Source organism: Paenibacillus sp. JDR-2, from assembly GCF_000023585.1.
Classification (GTDB): Bacteria; Bacillota; Bacilli; order Paenibacillales; family Paenibacillaceae; genus Pristimantibacillus.
Genome location: NC_012914.1, coordinates 875,077 through 893,990, shown reverse-complemented (window position 1 = coordinate 893,990; position 18,914 = coordinate 875,077). Strand labels below are relative to the sequence as shown.

At 51.7% G+C, this 18,914-nt stretch carries 18 protein-coding genes; 5 read left to right on the top strand and 13 right to left on the bottom strand.

What is annotated here, in order from left to right:
• Positions 1–28 precede the first annotated feature (28 nt).
• Positions 29–463 carry a Dps family protein gene (locus tag PJDR2_RS03980; protein ID WP_015842395.1) on the top strand — a complete coding sequence of 145 codons (435 nt, stop codon included), beginning with the start codon at positions 29–31 and terminating at the stop codon, positions 461–463.
• Positions 464–540: 77 nt separating this feature from the next.
• Here PJDR2_RS03980 and PJDR2_RS03975 read toward each other — a convergent pair whose 3' ends face one another.
• The 5 genes from PJDR2_RS03975 to PJDR2_RS03955 all read right to left on the bottom strand — a co-directional run bounded on the left by PJDR2_RS03975 (position 541) and on the right by PJDR2_RS03955 (position 7,579).
• Complete coding sequence (locus tag PJDR2_RS03975) at positions 541–2,058, bottom strand: MDR family MFS transporter (RefSeq protein WP_015842394.1); 1,518 nt, start codon at positions 2,056–2,058, stop codon at positions 541–543.
• Between the two features lie 136 nt (positions 2,059–2,194).
• Positions 2,195–2,824 carry a fumarylacetoacetate hydrolase family protein gene (locus tag PJDR2_RS03970; RefSeq protein ID WP_015842393.1) on the bottom strand — a complete coding sequence of 210 codons (630 nt, stop codon included), beginning with the start codon at positions 2,822–2,824 and terminating at the stop codon, positions 2,195–2,197.
• 44 nt (positions 2,825–2,868) lie between these two features.
• On the bottom strand, positions 2,869–4,815 hold the full coding sequence (locus tag PJDR2_RS03965) for an ABC-F family ATP-binding cassette domain-containing protein (RefSeq protein ID WP_015842392.1): 1,947 nt from the start codon (positions 4,813–4,815) through the stop codon (positions 2,869–2,871).
• A 526-nt stretch (positions 4,816–5,341) separates the two neighbouring features.
• A complete protein-coding gene (fumC, locus tag PJDR2_RS03960) occupies positions 5,342–6,727 on the bottom strand; it encodes a class II fumarate hydratase (RefSeq protein WP_015842391.1) in 1,386 nt (461 codons plus the stop codon).
• Between the two features lie 183 nt (positions 6,728–6,910).
• The gene (locus PJDR2_RS03955; protein ID WP_015842390.1) at positions 6,911–7,579 is read right to left on the bottom strand and encodes a bifunctional 2-keto-4-hydroxyglutarate aldolase/2-keto-3-deoxy-6-phosphogluconate aldolase; all 669 of its coding nucleotides are present in this window, start codon (positions 7,577–7,579) and stop codon (positions 6,911–6,913) included.
• A gap of 178 nt (positions 7,580–7,757) precedes the next feature.
• On the opposite strand from PJDR2_RS03955, the gene PJDR2_RS03950 reads away from it, so the two are divergent.
• Positions 7,758–7,985 carry a DUF2642 domain-containing protein gene (locus PJDR2_RS03950; RefSeq protein ID WP_015842389.1) on the top strand — a complete coding sequence of 76 codons (228 nt, stop codon included), beginning with the start codon at positions 7,758–7,760 and terminating at the stop codon, positions 7,983–7,985.
• 81 nt (positions 7,986–8,066) lie between these two features.
• Here the strand turns inward: PJDR2_RS03950 and PJDR2_RS03945 are convergent, their stop codons facing one another.
• The 4 genes from PJDR2_RS03945 to PJDR2_RS03930 form a co-directional block, all read right to left on the bottom strand.
• On the bottom strand, positions 8,067–8,375 hold the full coding sequence (locus tag PJDR2_RS03945; protein WP_015842388.1) for a Dabb family protein: 309 nt from the start codon (positions 8,373–8,375) through the stop codon (positions 8,067–8,069).
• A gap of 56 nt (positions 8,376–8,431) precedes the next feature.
• Positions 8,432–9,361 (bottom strand): TauD/TfdA dioxygenase family protein, encoded by a 930-nt coding sequence (locus PJDR2_RS03940; protein ID WP_015842387.1) that lies wholly within the window; start codon positions 9,359–9,361, stop codon positions 8,432–8,434.
• 26 nt (positions 9,362–9,387) lie between these two features.
• Positions 9,388–10,419, bottom strand: coding sequence for an aliphatic sulfonate ABC transporter substrate-binding protein (locus PJDR2_RS03935; RefSeq protein ID WP_015842386.1), 1,032 nt, complete (start codon positions 10,417–10,419; stop codon positions 9,388–9,390).
• A 256-nt stretch (positions 10,420–10,675) separates the two neighbouring features.
• Positions 10,676–11,269, bottom strand: a complete 594-nt coding sequence (locus PJDR2_RS03930) for a TetR/AcrR family transcriptional regulator (RefSeq protein ID WP_015842385.1) — start codon at positions 11,267–11,269, stop codon at positions 10,676–10,678.
• 113 nt (positions 11,270–11,382) lie between these two features.
• Between PJDR2_RS03930 and PJDR2_RS03925 the strand changes: the two genes are divergently transcribed.
• Positions 11,383–12,177 carry a 3'-5' exonuclease gene (locus tag PJDR2_RS03925; RefSeq protein WP_015842384.1) on the top strand — a complete coding sequence of 265 codons (795 nt, stop codon included), beginning with the start codon at positions 11,383–11,385 and terminating at the stop codon, positions 12,175–12,177.
• On the opposite strand, the gene PJDR2_RS03920 is transcribed toward PJDR2_RS03925, so the two are convergent.
• Together PJDR2_RS03920 and PJDR2_RS03915 are read right to left on the bottom strand one after the other, a co-directional pair.
• Positions 12,174–13,043 carry an ABC transporter permease gene (locus tag PJDR2_RS03920; protein ID WP_015842383.1) on the bottom strand — a complete coding sequence of 290 codons (870 nt, stop codon included), beginning with the start codon at positions 13,041–13,043 and terminating at the stop codon, positions 12,174–12,176. The genes PJDR2_RS03925 and PJDR2_RS03920 overlap by 4 nt on opposite strands.
• Before the next feature lie 338 nt (positions 13,044–13,381).
• Complete coding sequence (locus PJDR2_RS03915) at positions 13,382–14,152, bottom strand: ABC transporter ATP-binding protein (RefSeq protein ID WP_015842382.1); 771 nt, start codon at positions 14,150–14,152, stop codon at positions 13,382–13,384.
• A gap of 336 nt (positions 14,153–14,488) precedes the next feature.
• Here PJDR2_RS03915 and PJDR2_RS03910 point away from each other — a divergent pair, with 336 nt between their 5' ends.
• Entirely contained in the window at positions 14,489–15,367 is an 879-nt protein-coding gene (locus tag PJDR2_RS03910; protein ID WP_015842381.1) for a DMT family transporter, read from the top strand.
• Between the two features lie 177 nt (positions 15,368–15,544).
• Here PJDR2_RS03910 and hisA read toward each other — a convergent pair whose 3' ends face one another.
• The gene (hisA, locus tag PJDR2_RS03905) at positions 15,545–16,303 is read right to left on the bottom strand and encodes a phosphoribosylformimino-5-aminoimidazole carboxamide ribotide isomerase (protein ID WP_015842380.1); all 759 of its coding nucleotides are present in this window, start codon (positions 16,301–16,303) and stop codon (positions 15,545–15,547) included.
• A gap of 153 nt (positions 16,304–16,456) precedes the next feature.
• Here hisA and PJDR2_RS03900 point away from each other — a divergent pair, with 153 nt between their 5' ends.
• On the top strand, positions 16,457–17,233 hold the full coding sequence (locus PJDR2_RS03900) for an exodeoxyribonuclease III (protein WP_015842379.1): 777 nt from the start codon (positions 16,457–16,459) through the stop codon (positions 17,231–17,233).
• Here the strand turns inward: PJDR2_RS03900 and PJDR2_RS03895 are convergent.
• Positions 17,230–18,750, bottom strand: coding sequence for an ABC transporter substrate-binding protein (locus PJDR2_RS03895; RefSeq protein ID WP_049790014.1), 1,521 nt, complete (start codon positions 18,748–18,750; stop codon positions 17,230–17,232). The genes PJDR2_RS03900 and PJDR2_RS03895 overlap by 4 nt on opposite strands.
• Positions 18,751–18,914 lie beyond the last annotated feature (164 nt).

Sequence of the window (18,914 nt, the reverse complement as noted above, 5' to 3'; positions counted from 1 at the left end):
ACTGCCTAGGAAAGGAATGTGAAACCCAATGACACAAACAAATGACGTTCTCAATAAACAAATCGCCAATTGGAGCGTCCTGTACATCAAATTGCACAACTTCCATTGGTATGTCAAAGGCACTCAGTTTTTCACCCTGCACGTGAAGTTTCAGGAGTTTTACGAAGAAGCGGCTCTTCATGTCGATGAGCTTGCCGAACGGCTGCTGGCGTTAAAAGGCGCACCGGTTGCGACGATGTCGGAATACCTTAAAATCGCCAGCATCAAGGAAGCTTCCGGCAGCGAATCGGCCCACCAGATGGTCGAGGCGCTGATTACCGATTTCTCCATCGTCATCAGCGAGCTGAAAGAAGGCATGGATATTGCGCAAGACGCAGGTGACGAAACCACCGCCGATATGCTGCTTGCGATCCACACCACCCTCGAGAAGCATGTCTGGATGCTGACCGCGTTTAACGCATGATTTCTCGTTCTAAAACAAAAACCCCCGTTTCAGCCTTCCGGCCTCCGCGGGGGTTTTTGTTTTGATGCGAAAAAGATCTAAGCAACCGTTTGTCCAGCTGCCTCTACTTCCGTTTCCTCATGCTTCGTGAGCACTTCCTTCTTCAAGAACCAGGTAATTACAAAAGATACAGCCGCGAATCCAAGCGCTATAGCAAAGATATGGTCAAACGAATTGGCAAATACCGTTTGGATTTTGAGCACGAGATCCGATGGCAATCCGGCCGGAATACCGCCTGTCTTGATCGAATCCACTGTCCCCGGGTCCATTCCGCTCGACAAGCTGTTTATGCCGTCTTTGATACTCTTGGCAAGAACACTGCCGAATACGCTGAGACCAACCGTAGCGCCAAGCGACTGGAACAGCTGAACCGTGCCCAGCGCTACGCCGCTATGCTTCTTCTCTACGGACTCCTGCACGATCAGATTATCTCCGCCAAACAAAGCTCCAATGCCTAGTCCCATAACAAAGAAGGCAATAATAACAAACACCGGGGTTGTGCTTACGGCCAGCTGCGTGAGCATGAATATTCCCACAAGCGGCAGGATGAAGCAGGTAATAAACAGGTTACGATAAGCGACGCGGGTAATTAAAAATCCGTTTACGATGCTGGACGGAATTGCTCCGGCCATAAAGGCGAACATCAGATAGCCCGCTTCGGTTGGCGTAAGTCCCATCACATTCTGCGCGAAGAACGGGAAGGTTGCGATTCCGCCCATAAGCCCAAGCATTAGCGTAAAGACAAGAAGGGATAATACAACGACATTCCGGTTGCGGAACAGATGCAGCGGAATGATTGGCTGCTTCGCTCTCGACTCAATCCGAATAAACAGGCCGATCAGTACAGCTGATAGGATGAGCAGACCTATGATAATAGGCGACGACCAGCTTAATCCCTGATTATCGATCAGTACAGGCGCAATCAGGAAGGACAGCAATGCGGCGACAAGCGTTCCCGCCCCTGCCCAGTCAATCGTATGCTTTTCTTCCCCTTTGGACTCATGCAGTCCTTTGAACAAGAAGGCAACCGCGATAACCGCTACGGGAATATTGATCAGGAACAACCAATGCCAATTGAGATTTCCGACAAAATAACCACCGATGGTTGGTCCGATTAGCTGCGGCAGAATCATCAATGGACCAATAAGGCTCTGCACCTTCGCTCGCTGCTCGAGCGGGAAGGACTCTCCGATAATAACAAGAGCGATCGGCATTAATCCGCCTGCGCCAATCCCTTGAATGCCTCGGCCGATAAGCAGCTGGGCCATGGAGTCGGCGGAGCCGCACACGATGGAACCGAGACAGAACAAGGCCATACAGCTCATGTATATTTTTTTCCTGCCAAATACATCCGCAAGTCTGCCCAATATCGGCATGGCAATCGTCATAGCCAGCATATATACGCCTGCTACCCAGCCGTACAGCGATAAACCGTGCAGCTCGCGGATAATCGTTGGCATTGCGGTCGAGACGACGGTCTCATCCATCTCGGCAAATATAAGGCCAAGAAGCAAGCCGATCAGGATTAGCGTTTTATTGTTTTTATTCACATTCACAGTTAAGCACCTCTCTACTTCTTTGATCTGGAATCATCATACCCGCCGAATTTAAACGGAATTTAAACCGAAGCATAAAAAGAAAAAAAAGACTGTCGATATGATCTCGACAGTCTAACTCTTTTTATGAGGTGTTCTATACCAGCTTCACCGTGCAGCTTGCTGCTTTTTCGCCGTTAAACAGCGCTTCAAGCACGTCGCCGTCATGCAAAGCGGCTACGCCGGCAGGCGTGCCGGTAAAGATAATATCGCCTTCGCCAAGGCCGTAGCGGGAATCGATATGACGTACCAGCTCGGAGATGCTGAACAGCATATCCTTCGAGTTGCCAAGCTGAGCCTGCTCGCCGTTGCGAATCAGGGCAAAATCAAAGGCTTTCAGCCCTTCCTCGCCCGGATAAGCCATCCATTCGCCAAGCGGCGCGGAGGCTTTGAAGCCTTTGGCATCCAGCCAAGGCTGGCCTTTCGCCTTCAGCTTGCTTTGCACGTCGCGCAACGTCAGGTCGAGTCCTAGCGCCAGTCCGTCAATAATCTCGTCCGGCGACATACCAGGTTCAAGCGGACGCGCAATGCGAAGCACCAGCTCCAGCTCGAAATGCACTTCCCCGCGTCCGCCCGGAATTTCAACGACGTTGCCGTTCATCGGCGCGACCGCATGAGAAGGCTTCGTAAAGACAAGCGGCTCCTCAGGTACTTCATTGCCGAGCTCAAGCGCATGAAGCCGGTAGTTCCGGCCGATGCAATAGATGTTGCGAATCTCGTTTGCCATGATTGGAGTTCCTCCTAATAAGAATTGTCATCGAAAGCATGAACCTATTTCTTCTGAGCCGCAATCTGCTCCGCCAGCTCGTTAAGCTCCGCCCAGCGGTCCATCAGCTCTTCCAGCTTGGTCTCCAGCTGCTGCTGCTCATCAACCAATTGCTGCAAGAGCGCAGAGTCGCTGCCTGCGTTATTCATCTTTTCCGTCACCGCTGCCAGCTGTTCCTCCGCTTTCGCGATCCAGCCGTCAATCTGCTCGAATTCCTTCTGGTCCTTGTACGACATGCGCAAGCGTTCGCCGGATGGCTTGCTTCCGCCGTCAGCTGCCGCAGAAGATTCCGCTGCCGGCTTAACTGCCGCTTGTGCCGGTTTTACGCTGCCCGCCGAATCCGTGGAGACGCCGTATTTTTCCGCATACTCCTGATATTCGGTGTAATTGCCGACATGCTGCGTAATCACGCCATCACCTTCAAAGGCGAAGATTTTATCGACGGTCCGATCAAGGAAGTAACGGTCATGGGATACCACAAACACAACGCCAGGGAAATCGTCGAGGTAATCCTCGAGTACCGACAACGTCGCAATATCCAGGTCATTGGTAGGCTCGTCGAGCAAAAGCACGTTAGGCGCGTTCATCAGGACGCGCAGCAGCTGCAGACGGCGCTTCTCGCCGCCGGAGAGCTTGCCGATAATCGACCATTGCATCGCAGGCGCGAAAAGGAACCGCTCCAGCATCTGACCGGCAGAAATAGTCGTGCCGTCTGCCGTCTTCACCTGCTCCGCTCCTTCACGGATATACTCGATGACGCGAAGCGATTCGTCCATCTCTTCATGCTCCTGCGAGAACCATCCCAGCTTAACGGTCATGCCAAGCTCGATCTTGCCTTCGTCGGGCTGCAGCTTGTCCGCTATTAGCTTCAGCAAAGTAGACTTGCCTTCGCCGTTTCGGCCAACGATGCCGACGCGGTCTTCCGGTACGGCGATATAGCTGAAATCGCGGATAAGCGTACGGTCGCCAAACCGTTTGCTGACCGCCTCAATCTCCACGATTTTTTTGCCGAGGCGCGTTGATGCTACAGATACGTCCATTTTGCCGCCTGCTTGCTTCGGCGCTTGCGCCTTAAGCACTTCAAACCGGTCGATCCGGGCCTTCTGCTTGGTCGTCCGGGCTTTCGCTCCGCGCCGGATCCAAGCCAGCTCGTTACGCAGCAAATTTTGACGTTTGTCCTCCGAAGCCGCTTCCCGTTCCTCGCGTTCTACCTTCAGCTCAAGGAAACGGCTGTAGTTCGCTTCATAGAAGAAAGCCCGCCCTTTATCCAGCTCGATGACGCGGTTGCTCACCCGATCCAAGAAGTAGCGATCATGGGTAATCATGAGCAGCGCGCCTTTGCGCTTTTGCAGCATGCTTTCCAGCCATGCAACGGATTCGTTATCAATATGGTTGGTAGGCTCGTCCAGAATAAGAATATCCGAAGGCTGTAGCAGGGCAGCCGCCATCGCAACGCGTTTTCTCTGCCCGCCGGAGAATGTCTCTACCTTATCATTAAAATTCTGGATGCCCAGCCGGCCAAGCGCCGTCTTTGCTTCGCTTTCCAGCGTCCAGGCGTCCAGCTCGTCCATCTTCTGATTAGCCTTGATCAGACGCTCCTGCAACGACTCGTCGCTTGGCTTCAGCTCAAGCGCTTCAAGCGCAGCCGCATATTCGCGCACGGCGCGCAGTTGCGTCGAATCGCCGCCAAGCACATGCTCTAGTGCCGTCTCTCCGGGCGCAAAGGTCGGGTCCTGCGCCAGCATTCGCACAACGACGCGGTTGCCGATCGAGATACTGCCGGAATCGGCAGGCTCAAATCCGGCGATAACCTTCAGAAACGTCGACTTGCCTGTTCCGTTGACGCCGATAATACCGATTTTGTCGCCCTCTTCGACGCCAAAGGTCACGTCCTCGAAGAGCATTTTCTCGCCGTAGCTTTTTGTTATATGTTCAACTGATAATAAATGCATAATAAGTTACCCTACTTTACATCCAAAATGTGCAGCTGGCCTGTAGACAACTGCCATCCGTATCATACCATATTCCGCCGCCTGCTGGCACCCGAGCCCTTGCTCCATGCATGCTCAGAAGTCCCGCCTCACGCCTCACATTAGCAGCTTAACGATGTCGGGCATCGTTAAACTTAGCTTAGCCAGCCTCCTGCAACCAAACCAGTCTCTGCTGCTTCGGCCTACCTTAAGACCCTTTAGGGACCTTAAGTAGCCCATTCACACTCGCTTGAACATACCTAAGATCCCTCAGGGACCTTAACCTTCTACATTTCAACCCGTTTGCGCAAATTTCAGCGTTCTCCGCCAGCCTTAAGGTCCCTAAGGGACCTTAAGTACCCAAGTCACACCTCGCCGAACACCGTTAAGGTCCTTTAGGGACCTTAAGCTCCGACTGTTCAGCGCAAAACCGCCAGCCACATGATGCATCTCCCCGGTCGGCCGCATAAAAAAACAGGCTCCGGGGACCCGGAGCCTGCCTCATCTATTAACGTTTGCCAACCATTGCTTCCGGCTTCACGTATTCGTCGAACTGTTCGGAAGTAAGAAGGCCGCTTGCGATTGCGGATTCTTTCAGCGTCAGTCCTTTTTTGTGCGCGTTTTTCGCGATTGCCGCCGCGTTCTCGTAGCCAATGTACGGGTTCAGCGCCGTTACCAACATGAGCGATTGCTCCAAGTTGCGCTTAATAACCGCTTCGTTTGGCTCGATGCCAATCGCACAGTTATCGTTGAACGAGATCATGCCGTCCGCCATCAGAGCAACGGATTGCAGGAAGTTGTAGATAATAACCGGCTTGAACACGTTAAGCTCGAAGTTGCCTTGGCTTGCCGCGAAACCGATCGTTGCGTCATTGCCGAACACTTGGCATGCAGCCATTGTCAGCGCTTCGCTTTGCGTAGGGTTTACTTTACCCGGCATAATGGAGCTGCCCGGTTCGTTCTCCGGAATGGAAATCTCGCCGATACCGCAGCGAGGACCGCTTGCCAGCCAGCGAACGTCGTTTGCGATCTTCATCAGATCCGCAGCGAGTGCTTTTACCGCACCATGCGCGTACACGATTTGATCATGGCTTGTCAGCGAGTGGAACTTGTTAGGAGCTGTGATAAACGTTTTGCCAGTCAGAGCCGTTACTTCTTCCGCTACCTTCACCGCGAAGTCCGGATGAGCGTTCAGGCCTGTACCAACCGCCGTACCGCCAAGCGCCAGCTCACGCATTTGATCAATGCTTTGGATCAGCATCGCGCGCGTTTTCTCGAGCATGGCATGCCAGCCGCTGATTTCTTGGCCAAGCGTAATTGGAGTAGCATCCTGCAGATGCGTTCTGCCGATTTTGACGATGTTGTCGAACTTCTCCATCTTCTCAACAAATGTACCAGCCAGTACATCGATTGAAGGGATCAGCTTGTCTTCCACGTCGATTACGCCCGCGATATGCAGAGCTGCCGGAAACGTATCGTTCGAGCTTTGGGAACGGTTAACGTCGTCATTCGGGTGAATGCGAGCTTCGCTGCCGCGTTCAGCAAGCAATTGGTTCGCACGGTGAGCAACGACTTCGTTCACGTTCATGTTCGTTTGCGTGCCGCTGCCTGTCTGCCATACAACAAGCGGGAAATGCTCGTCCCATTTGCCAGCCAGAATCTCGTCAACCGCTTCGCCGATTACGCCGGCTTTCTCCTCTTCAAGCTTGCCCAACTTCAGGTTTGCGTTTGCTGCCGCTTTCTTGATGATGGCCATCGCATATACGACTTGAAGCGGCATTTTCTCGCCGCTGATTTTGAAGTTTTCCAAGCTGCGCTGGGTTTGAGCTCCCCACATTCTATCCGCAGCAACTTTGATCTCGCCCATTGTGTCTTTCTCAATCCGGTACTCCATGCTCTTTAACGGCCTCCTTCATGTTTACATGCACATAGTACTACTTTATACAAAATCACCAGGTCATTTCAATACGATTACCGCCTCATATCCATGCCGGGACGGCATAATTCCAGGCCCAGCATGCAAAAACGCCCCAAGTGGGAGCAGCTAAGCCCTCCATCCCCGGGACGTTTCAAAAACTTACAGCCCTTTCGCGGCGCGATAGGCTTCCATATAAGCGCTTGCTTTTTGCTCGATCAGCGAGAAGTCGCCTGTTGCTACGGCATCCTTCGTCAGGTCGGAACCGATACCTACGGCTACGGCGCCCGCTTTAACCCAATCCTTCAGGTTGGAGAGCGATACACCGCCCGTTGGCATAATGTTTGCCTGCGGCAGAGGACCTTTAATCGACGGAATGATGCTTGGCGAGAACAGGTTGCCAGGGAACAGCTTGACTACGTCAACACCCATCTCAAGCGCGCTTTGAATTTCATGAACCGTCATCGTGCCCGGCATAACCGGAATCGCGTAACGGTTGCAAAGCTTAATCGTATCCGGGTTAAAAGCAGGTGCTACTACAAATTCCGCACCGGCCATAATCGCGGCGCGTGCCGTTTCCGGATCAAGCACGGTACCTACGCCGATAATCGCGAAGTTGTCCGCATCCGGCGAAGCCGTGCTGGAATACTCTTTGGACAGCTGTTCAATCGCACGGAGCGCGAACGGCACTGTCATCGTAATTTCAATCGCTTTAATTCCGCCTTTGATGGCACGGCGCGCCATCTCAGCTACTTCCTCCGGCGAATCCGCGCGCAGAACTGCAACGACACCCGCCTCTGTTAATTGCCCAAGTACTTTCAGCTTCTTCATGAAAAATGACCTCCCATAGTCATAGGTGAAATAAACGCAAAAAGATTGAACATTCCCGCTCCATTATAGGCCTATGTTTAACATTCGGACAACCCTGCAAAAAAACTGGTTCCGTTTTCGCTTGTAAGCGGATACTTATAATATACGAATCAGACCTAACTAGAAAGGAATGAATCCAATGACAACGCCATCCGCTTCCCATCTGATTACGCCGGGCTCCACCCTTTTCTCCCTGATGACCCGCCACAAGGGCCAGTTAATGACCGTATCGACCGCAGCCGGCGATGTACAAGGCATTCTGACGGCTTTTGACCCGGCATATCTCACCTTAACCACGGATACAAATCAGACCAAATACGTGCTTGTCATGAATATTGCTTCGTTTGCCTTTGAGCCGGCTTATTAATCGAATTGCGCAAGCAAAAAGAGGGTGTCCCGAGCAGCCTGAACCGGCCCCAAAGGAACACCCTCCGTTGTTTATGCTTCTTTAAACTTCCGAATAATCGATTTCGAGGAACGCTTCCACTTCCTTCTCCCAACGCTCCGATACGAAGGCAACATGCAGCGGATGCTCATTATAAGCCTCGTAGGCCGCCTGGTCGGCGAACTCCATCGAGAACCCGAATTTATAGTCATTCTTCGGGCTTACTTGACGGAAAACCCGGAACTGCTGAACAACGGGAATGGAGCTGAGAATCGCTTTGCCGTCCTCGAGAAACTGTCGTTCCTGCTCCGAGCCTTCGGCATGCTTTAAGGTAAAAATAACGGAATGCTGAATCCATGTTGCTCTGGGCACGTACTTCCTCTCCTTTTTGAACGCTATGATAGGCCAAGCCTGCCCTAAGTATATAATTAATAAGGACGGTCGCCAAGAATGGAAATCCGCTCCGCTACGCGGCGGTTCGGATAATAATCGGAAGAGGCGTAATGCTGGGTCGCGCGGTTGTCCCACAGCCCAATCGAATTTTTCTCCCAATTAAAACGCACTTGATATTCCGGAATCTCCGCTTGACGGAATAAGTACTGGAGCAGCTTCTCTCCTTCTTCCTCATCCAGGCCAACAATACGCGTCGTAAAAATCGGATTCACGAACAACGTCTTGCGTCCCGTCTCCGGATGCGTACGGACAACCGGATGCTCTGCAGCCGGGAATTCAGCCTGCTTCTGGGCAAGCAGCTCCGGCGGCATGTTCCTGCCAAATGTCGGAGTAAAATCATGAATTGCGGTTAAGCCGTTAATGCGCTCCTTCACGGCTTCAGGAAGATTATCGTAAGCAGCACCCATGTCTGCCCACAGCGTGTCTCCGCCTTGAGGAGGCACCTCGGACAACCGTAGAACAGCACCCAGGGACGGCTCCAAACGCCAGCTTACATCGGTATGCCAGTTGTTCTCCTGACCTTTCATATTGGCGTCCTTCTCGAAACGGGTAATTTCGGCGGCCTCGCCTTTTGGCAGGAACGGATGGTTCTCAAGCTCTCCCCATTGTTTTGCAAAATTCAACTGCTGCTCGCTTGTAATGTCCTGGTTGCGGAAGAAGAGAACCTTCCACTCCAGCAGCGCACGGTGAAGCTCTGCTTTGACCTCCGGCGATACTTGCTCTTTAAGGTCTACGCCTTCAATCTCGGCACCGATGACCGGGCCAAGCGGCTTCAGCGTAAACAACGTATAAGGACGGTCTCCCAAGCCATCAGCCAAACGCTGCAGGAAACGAGGGCCGCCTTGAATGGTGCGTTTCGAAAAAAGATCAAATTGACGGGATGTGTCTACGGTTAATTGAGTCATGGGTAATCGCTCCTTTTATAAATGGTTTATTGGGACAGCTTCTCAAGAAAACTGGCGTCGACATGATCCTGGAAGCTAATCTTGTTCTTAATGAAGCCGTTGCCGAGCAAGAGCTCCGCCGACTTCTGCTGAGCATCCAGCTCTTCTTGCTTGTAAGCGCGAAGACTAGGCGCAGAGCTGGCAAGCAGAGCTTTTACTACGCCTGCGTCAATCTTTTTCAGATCCGCATAGATCTGCACCGCCTCGTCGTTATGGGCGTTCTGCCAATCAATCGCCTGCTTGTAAACCTTCAGGAACGCCGTGACAAGCTCCGGATTGCTCTTCGCAAAATCCGTTCTTGCAATAGCCGACACCGGTGCGGCAATCCCTTCATTGGAGCCCGCGATAATCGTCGCTTTGCCCGATGCCGTCTCCTTCGTCGTGTAAGGATCCCAAGTTACCCAAGCATCCACCTTGCTAGTCTCGAAGGCCGGCAGCGCGTCCTCCGGCTGCAGCGCAATCAGATTGACGTCCTTGTCGCTCAGCCCGTACTTCTCCAGCACTTTGAGCAGGAACACATGCGCCGTTGTGCCTTTGGCAACCGCAATCGACTTGCCCTTCAGGTCCTCGACCTTCGAGATCCCTTTATCCTTCGGCGTAATAATCGAGTTGGACAGCTTGCCGTCGCTTAGAAGAGCGATGACCTCAAAAGGCAGGTTTGCCGATAAACCGGAAATCGTAGCGCCATCCCCCAGGAAGGAGAGGTCGACGCGTTTGGAAGCCAGCGACTCAAGCAGCGGAGGCCCGCTCTGGAATTCGCTCCAGCTGACGTCGGCGTTTAGCGTCTTGAACTCCGCCTCAAGCCACCCCTTTTCCTTTGCCAGAAGCAGCGGCGACAATCCACCGTTAATAGCTACGTTGACCGTAACATGCGGCCGTTCACTCTTACTTCCGTTAGCAGATGCCGCGGATGCGGTTGACTCCTTCGACGCTTTGCCGCCGCAGCCGGCCAGCACCGTCACGAGCGCCACAACCGATAAGGCAGTTATCGTTAAAGCCCGAAACTTGTTTCTCTTCATATGCTCCATCTCCCTTAATACAACTTTACTTATTTGTTTAATCGGATTTAGAGAATAAAAAAGATCCGATCCCTATCCTTTCCCTGTGATCAGGTAAAAGGTTAGGAAATCGAATCTCCGGTCGTCCAGTCGATTCTTCATTCTCTTCGTTTAACAAACTGATAAAATGATCAATTTGTCATTTGGTGATTCTGATATTACCAGCTGACTTTTTTGCTGTCAACCACTTTTTTCCGATTATTCCAACCAGTTTGGTTTACTTTTTGACAACAAGCCTCAGCATAATATCTACGGCATGACCGGAAGGCTCGCCGAAGCCGCGGTAGCCCCATATCGACGTGCTTTGAAACAGCGACAGCAGCAGCGTTGCCAGTTCAACCGCATCCCCATCCACTATTGTGCCTTCTGTCTGCCCGTCACGTATTATATCAGCGAGCAGATCGCGGTTAGCCTGGGCTTTCTGATTGATCTCCGCTTTCTCTTCCGGATTCAGCACCTCGGTGGCCTGCGCCTGCAGCACCACCCAGAAATGCGTGGACGTCCTGCCCTTCTGCAGGTATTGCTCGATGAGCCATCTAAGCTTATCCAATGCCGTTCCGCTGCCGCCGCGGGCTTCAAGCAACAGCTCGGTGTACCTTTCCTGCGAGGACTGTACAAGTGCCAATAGAATCTTCTCCTTGGATTCGAAAAAATTATAAACATGACCGTAGCTTAATCCCGCTTCGGTCGCAATATCGGATATTTTCGCTACGGCAACGCCGCGCACGGTAAAAACGGAAGCCGCCGCCGACAATATCTGATTGCGGCGCAGTTCCCTCTGCTGCTGGTCTTTGATGACATTCCTGGCCATAATATCTGCTCCTTCGCCATGATCCTCTCAAGAGGTTCTCATACGCTCATTCCTGTTTCCTTCGCATTTCTGTTAGAATGGATAGGCATGAGCAATTTATCGGGGGTTAATACATGGATTATATAATTCTGGACATTGAATTTAACGGACGCAAATTCGCAAGCGATCTTCCCATGGAAGTCATTGAGATTGGCGCCGTACGGCTGAATGCCGATTTGCAGCAGACCGATATTTTTTCTTCCTTGATCAAGCCGGTCTACTTCTCCAAGCTGAATTCCTTTATTAAGAAAAAGACGGGTATTCCGCAGGAAGAGATTGATATAGCGCCAAAATTCCCTCGCGTGATCGGCGAGTTTATTAATTGGCTGGACCGCGGAGAGCCTTTTATGCTCTTTACTTGGGGCGGCGAAGACCTGAAACGGATCGTCTACGATACGCGGATGCATAAGCTGGATGACGCTTTTTGGCTGTCCATGGATACTTTCGACCTGCTGAAGGGCTATCTCCGCTATAAAAATATCACAAACGACGTCAGCGTAGAAGCCGCTTTGGCCGATCTTAACCTGGTCTTCGAAGGGAATGCCCACCGGGCGCTGGACGATGCGATCATGACGGCTGATGTGTTCCGTGCTATCTTCGAACATTTGGATCTCGATACTTATAAGCAGAAATACAAGGATCTGTACACTAACGCGAAGGAACGCCGCATGGTTAAAAACGCCGTGCGCGCCATGCGTGCCCAAAAGGCAGCCCCCACTTGGGAAATGCTGGTAAGCAAGCATTTGGAAGGCAAGATCGCCTTAACGGATCCTCGCAAGGAAGCCGAGCTGAAGGAATATTTCGAAGCGGAGGCCGCCAAGATGCCGCCGCGGCAGGTTCCGCCGCAGCAAAGCCCAGCCGGCAGCTAACCCTTGTAGCTGTCGCGCCATTTGAGCAGGCGCCGCTCCAGTACCCGTACCAGCGAGTCCGTCAGCTTGCCGACGGCAGCAAAAAGTATAATGCCGATAAACACCACCTCGGTGCGCATAAACGACCGGGCATCTTGAATCAAGTAGCCGATGCCCCGGTCGGCACCCATCAGTTCAGCCACGACAAGCACCAGCCACGCAATACTGATCGAAAGCCGGAGTCCCAGCAGCACGTTGGGCATAGCCGCCGGAAGAACAAGGCGGATCATCTGGTTCACTTTCTTGAATTCCAGTACTCTCGCAACGTCAAACAGCTTGGAATCCACGTTCCGTACGCCAAGAAACGTATTTACATACAGCGGGAAGAACGCTCCAAGCGCGATTAGCAGGATTTTCGACGTCTCCCCAAACCCGAACCACAAAATAAACAACGGCGTAATCGCGAGCAGCGGTACGGTGCGAATCATTTGAACGGTAGGATCTACAATTTCCTCGACCTTGCTGAACATGCCAACCGTAAGGCCAAATAGCAGGCCAAGGCTGCCGCCAAGCAGAAAGCCTATCAGCGCCCGAAGTACGCTGATCTCCAGATGGCGGAACAGCTCGCCGGAGACGATCATTTCATAAAATTCTTTAATAATGAAGGAAGGCGCCGGGAACATCATGGCATCTACGATTCCCGTGCCGCTGACGTATTGCCAGCTTCCAAGAATAATAAGCGGCAGCAAACTGCCCATCAGCAGCTTTCTTCCCTTGAAATCCCCTTTCTTCCTTGCGGCGCGAACAGCAGGGATCGGCTTGGATGCCGCCGGGGATGGCGTTACTCCTTTTAATGCTTCAGTTGCAGGATTGGACATGATTATCATCCTTTCATAGCTCCGGTTGTTTAGGGCAGGTGCTCCTTGCGGCGGTTTGTTCGGTGCTGAGGCTTCGGTTGTTCGGTCGATTGTTCCTTGCGGTTTGGCGCTACGGTTATTTCGGTCGACTGCTCCTTGCGATTTGTTCCTTGATTAGACGTTCTCATTTGTTGGAACAAACACGCAATAGTCACATTCGACCGAAATAACCTCCGCTGGCCTTTAGAACACGCAATAGTCAAGCTCGACCAGAAAACCTTCGCTAACCGATACAAAACACGCAAAGTCACAACAGGCCGAAACAATCTCCGCTGGCGTCTTTATTAACAGAACAACATCGGCCGGAGCTAGATTGTATAAGATTCTTTATCCGGCTCTTCGTGATCGAGAGCCCGGAGGATTAACGTGCGGAGATCCTGGAACGCCGAACCCGTTCTTTTGCGGGGGAACGGAAGATCGATCGGAACGATCGTCTTGATCCGGCCGGGACGAGGGTCCAGTACGATAACCCGGTGCGACAGGAACACCGCTTCGTCGATATCATGGGTGACAAACAGCATCGTTGTGCGGTTTTCGCGCCAAATATCCAGAAGAGCCTCTTGCATATGGCTGCGGGTGAAGGCATCCAGCGCGCCAAACGGCTCATCGAGCAGCAACACCTTAGGATTGCGGAGCAACGCTCTCGCAATAGCCACCCGCTGGGACATCCCCCCGGACAGCTGCTTCGGATACGCTTTTTCGAAGCCTTCCAATTTGACCAGCTTGATCAGCTGATCTACCTTCTTGCGGGTCTCCGGATTTCGAAGGGATAAATCAGCGGCAATGTTACGCTCAACCGTCAGCCAAGGGAATAACCGATGCTCCTGAAAAATAAACCCTTTCTCCTGGGACGGCTTCTTCACTTGCTCCCCTTCAAGCAGAACACGGCCCTCGATATCGACATCCAGCCCCGCTATAATCTTGAGCAGCGTGCTTTTTCCGCAGCCGCTTGGTCCAATAATCGATACAATCTCCCCTTGATTGATGGTCAGCTTCAACCGGTCAAGCACGGGAACCGCCTCGTTAGAATTGCGGAACGTTTTGCTTACATCTACAATCTCCAATAATGCCGTCGACATAGCCGGCACCTCCTCTGCCTGATTGTTCATCACATAATTTAATTTTTCCTTATTGGAATAGTTGGAATTAGGATAAAAAAAAAGATCCAATGGACGTCTAAGCAGACAGTTCCATTGAATCTCTGGTTGGTCCAGTCGATTCGATCTCCGTGTTACAGACTGACATTTTCGTCAATCCGTATCTGTTGATAAGATCATAGCGGGTTGGGAAAAGACTGTCAATCGTTTTTTGCAGCCTAAAAACCAACAGTTACAAATTGCTCCTTTTACCCGCCTGTAGTAGTATTACATGTTGGGATTTTTATACGAATTTATTGCATGGGAGAAGTAACATTCATGAATCGCGCATCCAAGTCGTTCTCCGCCTACGAGCTCCTCTACGTCGTTGGCATCATCGCCATCTCATTCTCGTCTATTTTCATCAAATGGTCCAGCGCCGAACCTTCGGTTATCGGCATGTACCGCCTCTACCTGACTGTCCTGATTATGCTGCCGCTAGCGTGGAAATATAAGCAGGAGCTGCTCTACCATACGGCTCGCCAGCTTCTGCTGCTGCTTGCTTCGGGTGTTATGCTCGCCTTGCATTTCCTGTTCTGGATGTCGTCCCTGAAGCATACCACGGTTGCGAGTTCTACGATCTTCCTGGCGCTTGAACCGGTGCTTGTGATGCTGGGCTCTTATCTCATCTTCAAGACGAAGGCTAACAAAATGATGCTGCTGGGCATGGGAATCGCCATGATCGGCACGGTTATCATCGGCTCCAGCGACCTGGCCTTATCGAAGGAAGCTTTGTACGGCGATGTCCTGTCGATTCTCGGCACGATTGCGGTAGCGCTCCATATGCTGATCGGCAAGCAGCTCCGGAGCAACACAAGCGCCTTCGCCTATAACTTCCTTGTGTTTACGATTGCCGCTACAACGCTTGCCGTCTATAACCTCATTCAAGGCTACCGGTTTACCGGCTACAGCTCGCATGAGTGGGGCATCTTCCTGCTGCTGGCGATTGTGCCAACCCTGTTCGGCCATTATCTGTTCAACTGGCTGCTGAAATATATGAATGCAACGGCCGTCTCCATGTCCGTGCTGGGCGAACCGGTTATCGCTTCGCTGCTGGCATGGGCGCTGCTCAAGGAAGCTCTCACGGGCTGGCAGCTTGGCGCAGGTGTCGTAATCCTCTTCGGTGTGTGGCTGTTTATGCGCCACGGTAAAGAGTAGGGTCGGATTAATTCCGCCATAATTAGAACGCAAAAAATGTATCTCCTTCCGCTGCTGTTGCCTTCCCTTTGCCTTAACAATTCTACAAGGTTGCAAAGGGAAGACAAAGGCAGGCGCTGACGCTCTCCAGGAGATACATTTTCCGCTTATCCTCTATTTGGCGATTAAAACGACCGCTTATCCGCGCGAGCAGTAAGCCACAACCTCATCGTAGGACAAATTGCCGCCGAAAATGTCCAGCGCGCTGCCGATCGTAATGTCCAGCTTGCCGTCCGTCAACCGGCGGAACAGCTCGAGATCTTCCAGCGAGCGGGCGCCGCCGGCATAAGTCGTCGGGATCGTTACCCAATCCGCCAGCTGCTTCACCAGGCTCTCCAGAATGCCTGTCCGCTTCCCCTCCACATCTACCGCATGCACGAGAAACTCGCTGCAATACGATTCCAGCTCGCGAAGATTCGCTTCGTTTACCTGGAAGCTGCTGAAGGTCCGCCATTGGTTCGTCACGACATACCAGCTTCCGTCCTTTTGCTTGCAGCTCAGATCGATAACAAGCTTGTCTTTGCCAACCTCGGAGACAATCCGCTTCAGGTTGTCCATATTGAGCTCGCCGTCACGGAAAATATAAGATGTCACAATCACCTGCGAAGCGCCAGCTTCGAGATATTTTGCCGCGTTATCCGCCGTAATTCCTCCGCCGATCTGCAGGCCTCCCGGATATTCGCGCAAAGCGGACAACGCCGCTTCTTCATTACCTCCGCCCAGCATAATGACGTGACCGCCTGTGAGCGCATCCCGCTTGAACATCGAAGCGTAATAAGCCGAGTCATGCTCGGACACAAAATTTTCAACCACGCGCCCCGGATTGGCATCCAGCGTTTCTCCAACGATTTGCTTCACTTTCCCGCTATGCAGGTCGATACACGGTCTGAACTTCATGCAATCTCCTCTTTCTCGTCTTTAAGTCCTTTTATTGTAACAGAACTGTCCATCATGGCGTATGCCGCATAGGCAAAATTTTAAAGCCTTCGAACGGATGGACGTATGTTACACTAGAGTACGAGAGTTAATAGAGAAGGAGATTCGCAAGCAATGAAGTTTGTATCCTGGAATGTAAACGGCCTTAGAGCTAGTGTAAATAAAGGGTTTTTGGATTATTTCAACGAGATGGACGCGGATTTCTTCTGCCTGCAGGAGACAAAGCTTCAGGAGGGACAAATCAAGCTGGAGCTAGGCGAAGCCTATCATCTGTTCTGGCATTATGCCGAGAAAAAAGGGTATTCCGGCACGGCGATTTTCACGAAGCATAAGCCTCTATCCATAAGCTACGGCTTAGGCGAAGAAGACGAGGATACCGAAGGACGGGTTATTACGCTTGAGTACGAGAACTTCTATCTCGTGACGGTGTACACGCCAAATGCTAGGCGGGACCTGTCGAGGCTGGATTTCCGGCTGGCTTGGGAAGAAATGTTCAGAGGTTATCTCATTAAGCTGGACGAACATAAACCGGTGATCGTATGCGGGGATTTAAACGTGGCTCATCAGGATATCGATCTAAAAAACGCCAAGTCGAACCGAGGCAACTCCGGCTTCACGGACGAGGAACGGGAGAAAATGACGCGTCTGCTAGACGCCGGATTTATTGATTCCTTCCGTTACTTGTACCCGGACCGCACCGATGCGTATACCTGGTGGTCCTTTATGCCGAAGATCAGGGAACGGAATGTCGGCTGGCGCATCGACTATTTCCTTGCGTCCGCAAGACTTGCCCCGGCCATTGTTGAAGCAGGCATCGATTCTCAAATTCTCGGCAGCGACCACTGCCCGGTTGTTCTGACCCTCGACACGGAAAAGGGACACCAAGCTTAACGCTTAATGTCCCAATCTTGCACATGAATAAACATGCCGTAATCCGAAGGATTCACGCCGGTTACCGCATTATTCACAACACTCAAAGAACGAGTCGCATAAATGGACAGCATGGGCACGTCTGCCGCCACAATCTGTTGAAGCCTGCTGTAGGATTCCTTAATGTCGGCTTCGCTCTTCTCCGATTTCAGGAAAGAGAGCAGCATGTCCACTTCGGGATTACGGTACCCGTTAGGATTCCCCTTCTGCAGAAAATAGCTCACGTCCGGCAGAGGATTAACGAGTGACATCGAGACCGTCATAACGCCAAGATCGTAGTCTCTTTCAACAATTTTGTGGATTAGCGGGGCCAGACTCACCATTTGAATTTTTGTCTCTATTCCAACAGCCTCTAAATCATCGGCTGCCATTTTGGCCGCCTGCTCCAGCGTGCTGTCCCCGGACAAGACGGATAACGTCAGCTGCTTACCGGGTACCCAGCCTGACTCCGCGAGCAGGCTTTTTGCTTTGTCCGGATCATATTCAACTTGCTTGACCGACGGATCAAGGTAAGGGCTGTAGCTGGTGAACAAGCCGTCTACCGTCTCTCCCGCTCCCCTCAGCAGATCGTTCACAATCCTCTCCCGGTTAATCGCGTAAGAGATCGCTTGCCTTTGCCTTGCATCCGGCAGCTCTTGTTCATTGATATACATGAACTGGGTCGTAATAGATGGACCATTCACCGCCGTCACATTCGGGAGCGCTTTGATTTTACCGTAGTCATCAATCGGGATAACCCCAAACGACGGGATATTGAGATCAATATCCCCGCTTTCGAGCTGATCGGCAAGCGCCTCGCCCTTCAATATTTTAAAGTTTAACCGGCCGATTCTTGGCGCTCCCTTGAAATAAGCAGCGTTTGCCTTCATCTGGACAAGTTGATCCCGCTCGTAGCTATCGAAATGATATGGACCATTGATGACAGCTGATTTTTGCACAAAATCACCGTTCCTAAGCTGATCCACCGGCTCATTCTCAAGCGCTTTTTTCGGGAGAGTAAACAAGTTTCGGCCTATCGTGTCCTGCATAATGGTTAAAGTTGTCGGTTCTTTGGTCTTGATCGTTAAAGTATGCTCGTCCACTGCTTGTACACCGGTTAACCCCAACTGCTCCTGCGGCCGGAACCCCGCTGAATCTGTCCCCTCTATAATGGAAAACATATACGCATAAGTCGAAGCAATCTCCCTGCTTGTCATCAGCTGCAGCGTAAAAACAACATCATCCGCCGTGACAGGACTCCCGTCGCTCCATTTGGCGGCCGGATTCAGGTTGATTGTAAATAACGTATGATCCATTGTGGTAATGGAATCCGCCAGCATCGGCTTAAAGGTCAAATCCTGATCCAATTCAAAGAGCGGCAGATACATTAAACCGGAGATATACGAAGAGACCTGTCCAACCGGTGACAATGGATTGAGAGTGTTAGGCGAGTACGTTACTCCGATATTAATGGTTTTCGCCGAGGAGATCGGCTTCATGGATAGTTCCGTTCTACTACATGCAGATAGGATAAACAGCATAGCTATCAGCAGTCCTAACAGGGAGCGCATACGACTAAAGTTATGCAAGCTAGCGTCACTCCTCTTCAACAATCCAAGCGTAAACGGCTGCCGAAAGCATACGTTTCGCGAAAAATACCTCT

Excerpts from the sequence above, each read along its gene's own strand:
- PJDR2_RS03970 (WP_015842393.1), bottom strand. The coding sequence starts at position 2,824 with ATGGCAAACGAGATTCGCAACATCTATTGCATCGGCCGGAACTACCGG.
- PJDR2_RS03915 (WP_015842382.1), bottom strand. The coding sequence starts at position 14,152 with ATGTCGACGGCATTATTGGAGATTGTAGATGTAAGCAAAACGTTCCGC.
- PJDR2_RS03930 (WP_015842385.1), bottom strand. The coding sequence starts at position 11,269 with ATGGCCAGGAATGTCATCAAAGACCAGCAGCAGAGGGAACTGCGCCGC.
- PJDR2_RS03920 (WP_015842383.1), bottom strand. The coding sequence starts at position 13,043 with ATGATAATCATGTCCAATCCTGCAACTGAAGCATTAAAAGGAGTAACG.
- PJDR2_RS03940 (WP_015842387.1), bottom strand. The coding sequence starts at position 9,361 with ATGACTCAATTAACCGTAGACACATCCCGTCAATTTGATCTTTTTTCG.
- PJDR2_RS03955 (WP_015842390.1), bottom strand. The coding sequence starts at position 7,579 with ATGAAGAAGCTGAAAGTACTTGGGCAATTAACAGAGGCGGGTGTCGTT.
- PJDR2_RS03935 (WP_015842386.1), bottom strand. The coding sequence starts at position 10,419 with ATGAAGAGAAACAAGTTTCGGGCTTTAACGATAACTGCCTTATCGGTT.
- PJDR2_RS03900 (WP_015842379.1), top strand. The coding sequence starts at position 16,457 with ATGAAGTTTGTATCCTGGAATGTAAACGGCCTTAGAGCTAGTGTAAAT.
- PJDR2_RS03895 (WP_049790014.1), bottom strand. The coding sequence starts at position 18,750 with ATGAAGCCGATCTCCTCGGCGAAAACCATTAATATCGGAGTAACGTAC.
- PJDR2_RS03980 (WP_015842395.1), top strand. The coding sequence starts at position 29 with ATGACACAAACAAATGACGTTCTCAATAAACAAATCGCCAATTGGAGC.
- hisA (WP_015842380.1), bottom strand. The coding sequence starts at position 16,303 with ATGAAGTTCAGACCGTGTATCGACCTGCATAGCGGGAAAGTGAAGCAA.
- fumC (WP_015842391.1), bottom strand. The coding sequence starts at position 6,727 with ATGGAGTACCGGATTGAGAAAGACACAATGGGCGAGATCAAAGTTGCT.
- PJDR2_RS03950 (WP_015842389.1), top strand. The coding sequence starts at position 7,758 with ATGACAACGCCATCCGCTTCCCATCTGATTACGCCGGGCTCCACCCTT.
- PJDR2_RS03965 (WP_015842392.1), bottom strand. The coding sequence starts at position 4,815 with ATGCATTTATTATCAGTTGAACATATAACAAAAAGCTACGGCGAGAAA.
- PJDR2_RS03910 (WP_015842381.1), top strand. The coding sequence starts at position 14,489 with ATGAATCGCGCATCCAAGTCGTTCTCCGCCTACGAGCTCCTCTACGTC.
- PJDR2_RS03925 (WP_015842384.1), top strand. The coding sequence starts at position 11,383 with ATGGATTATATAATTCTGGACATTGAATTTAACGGACGCAAATTCGCA.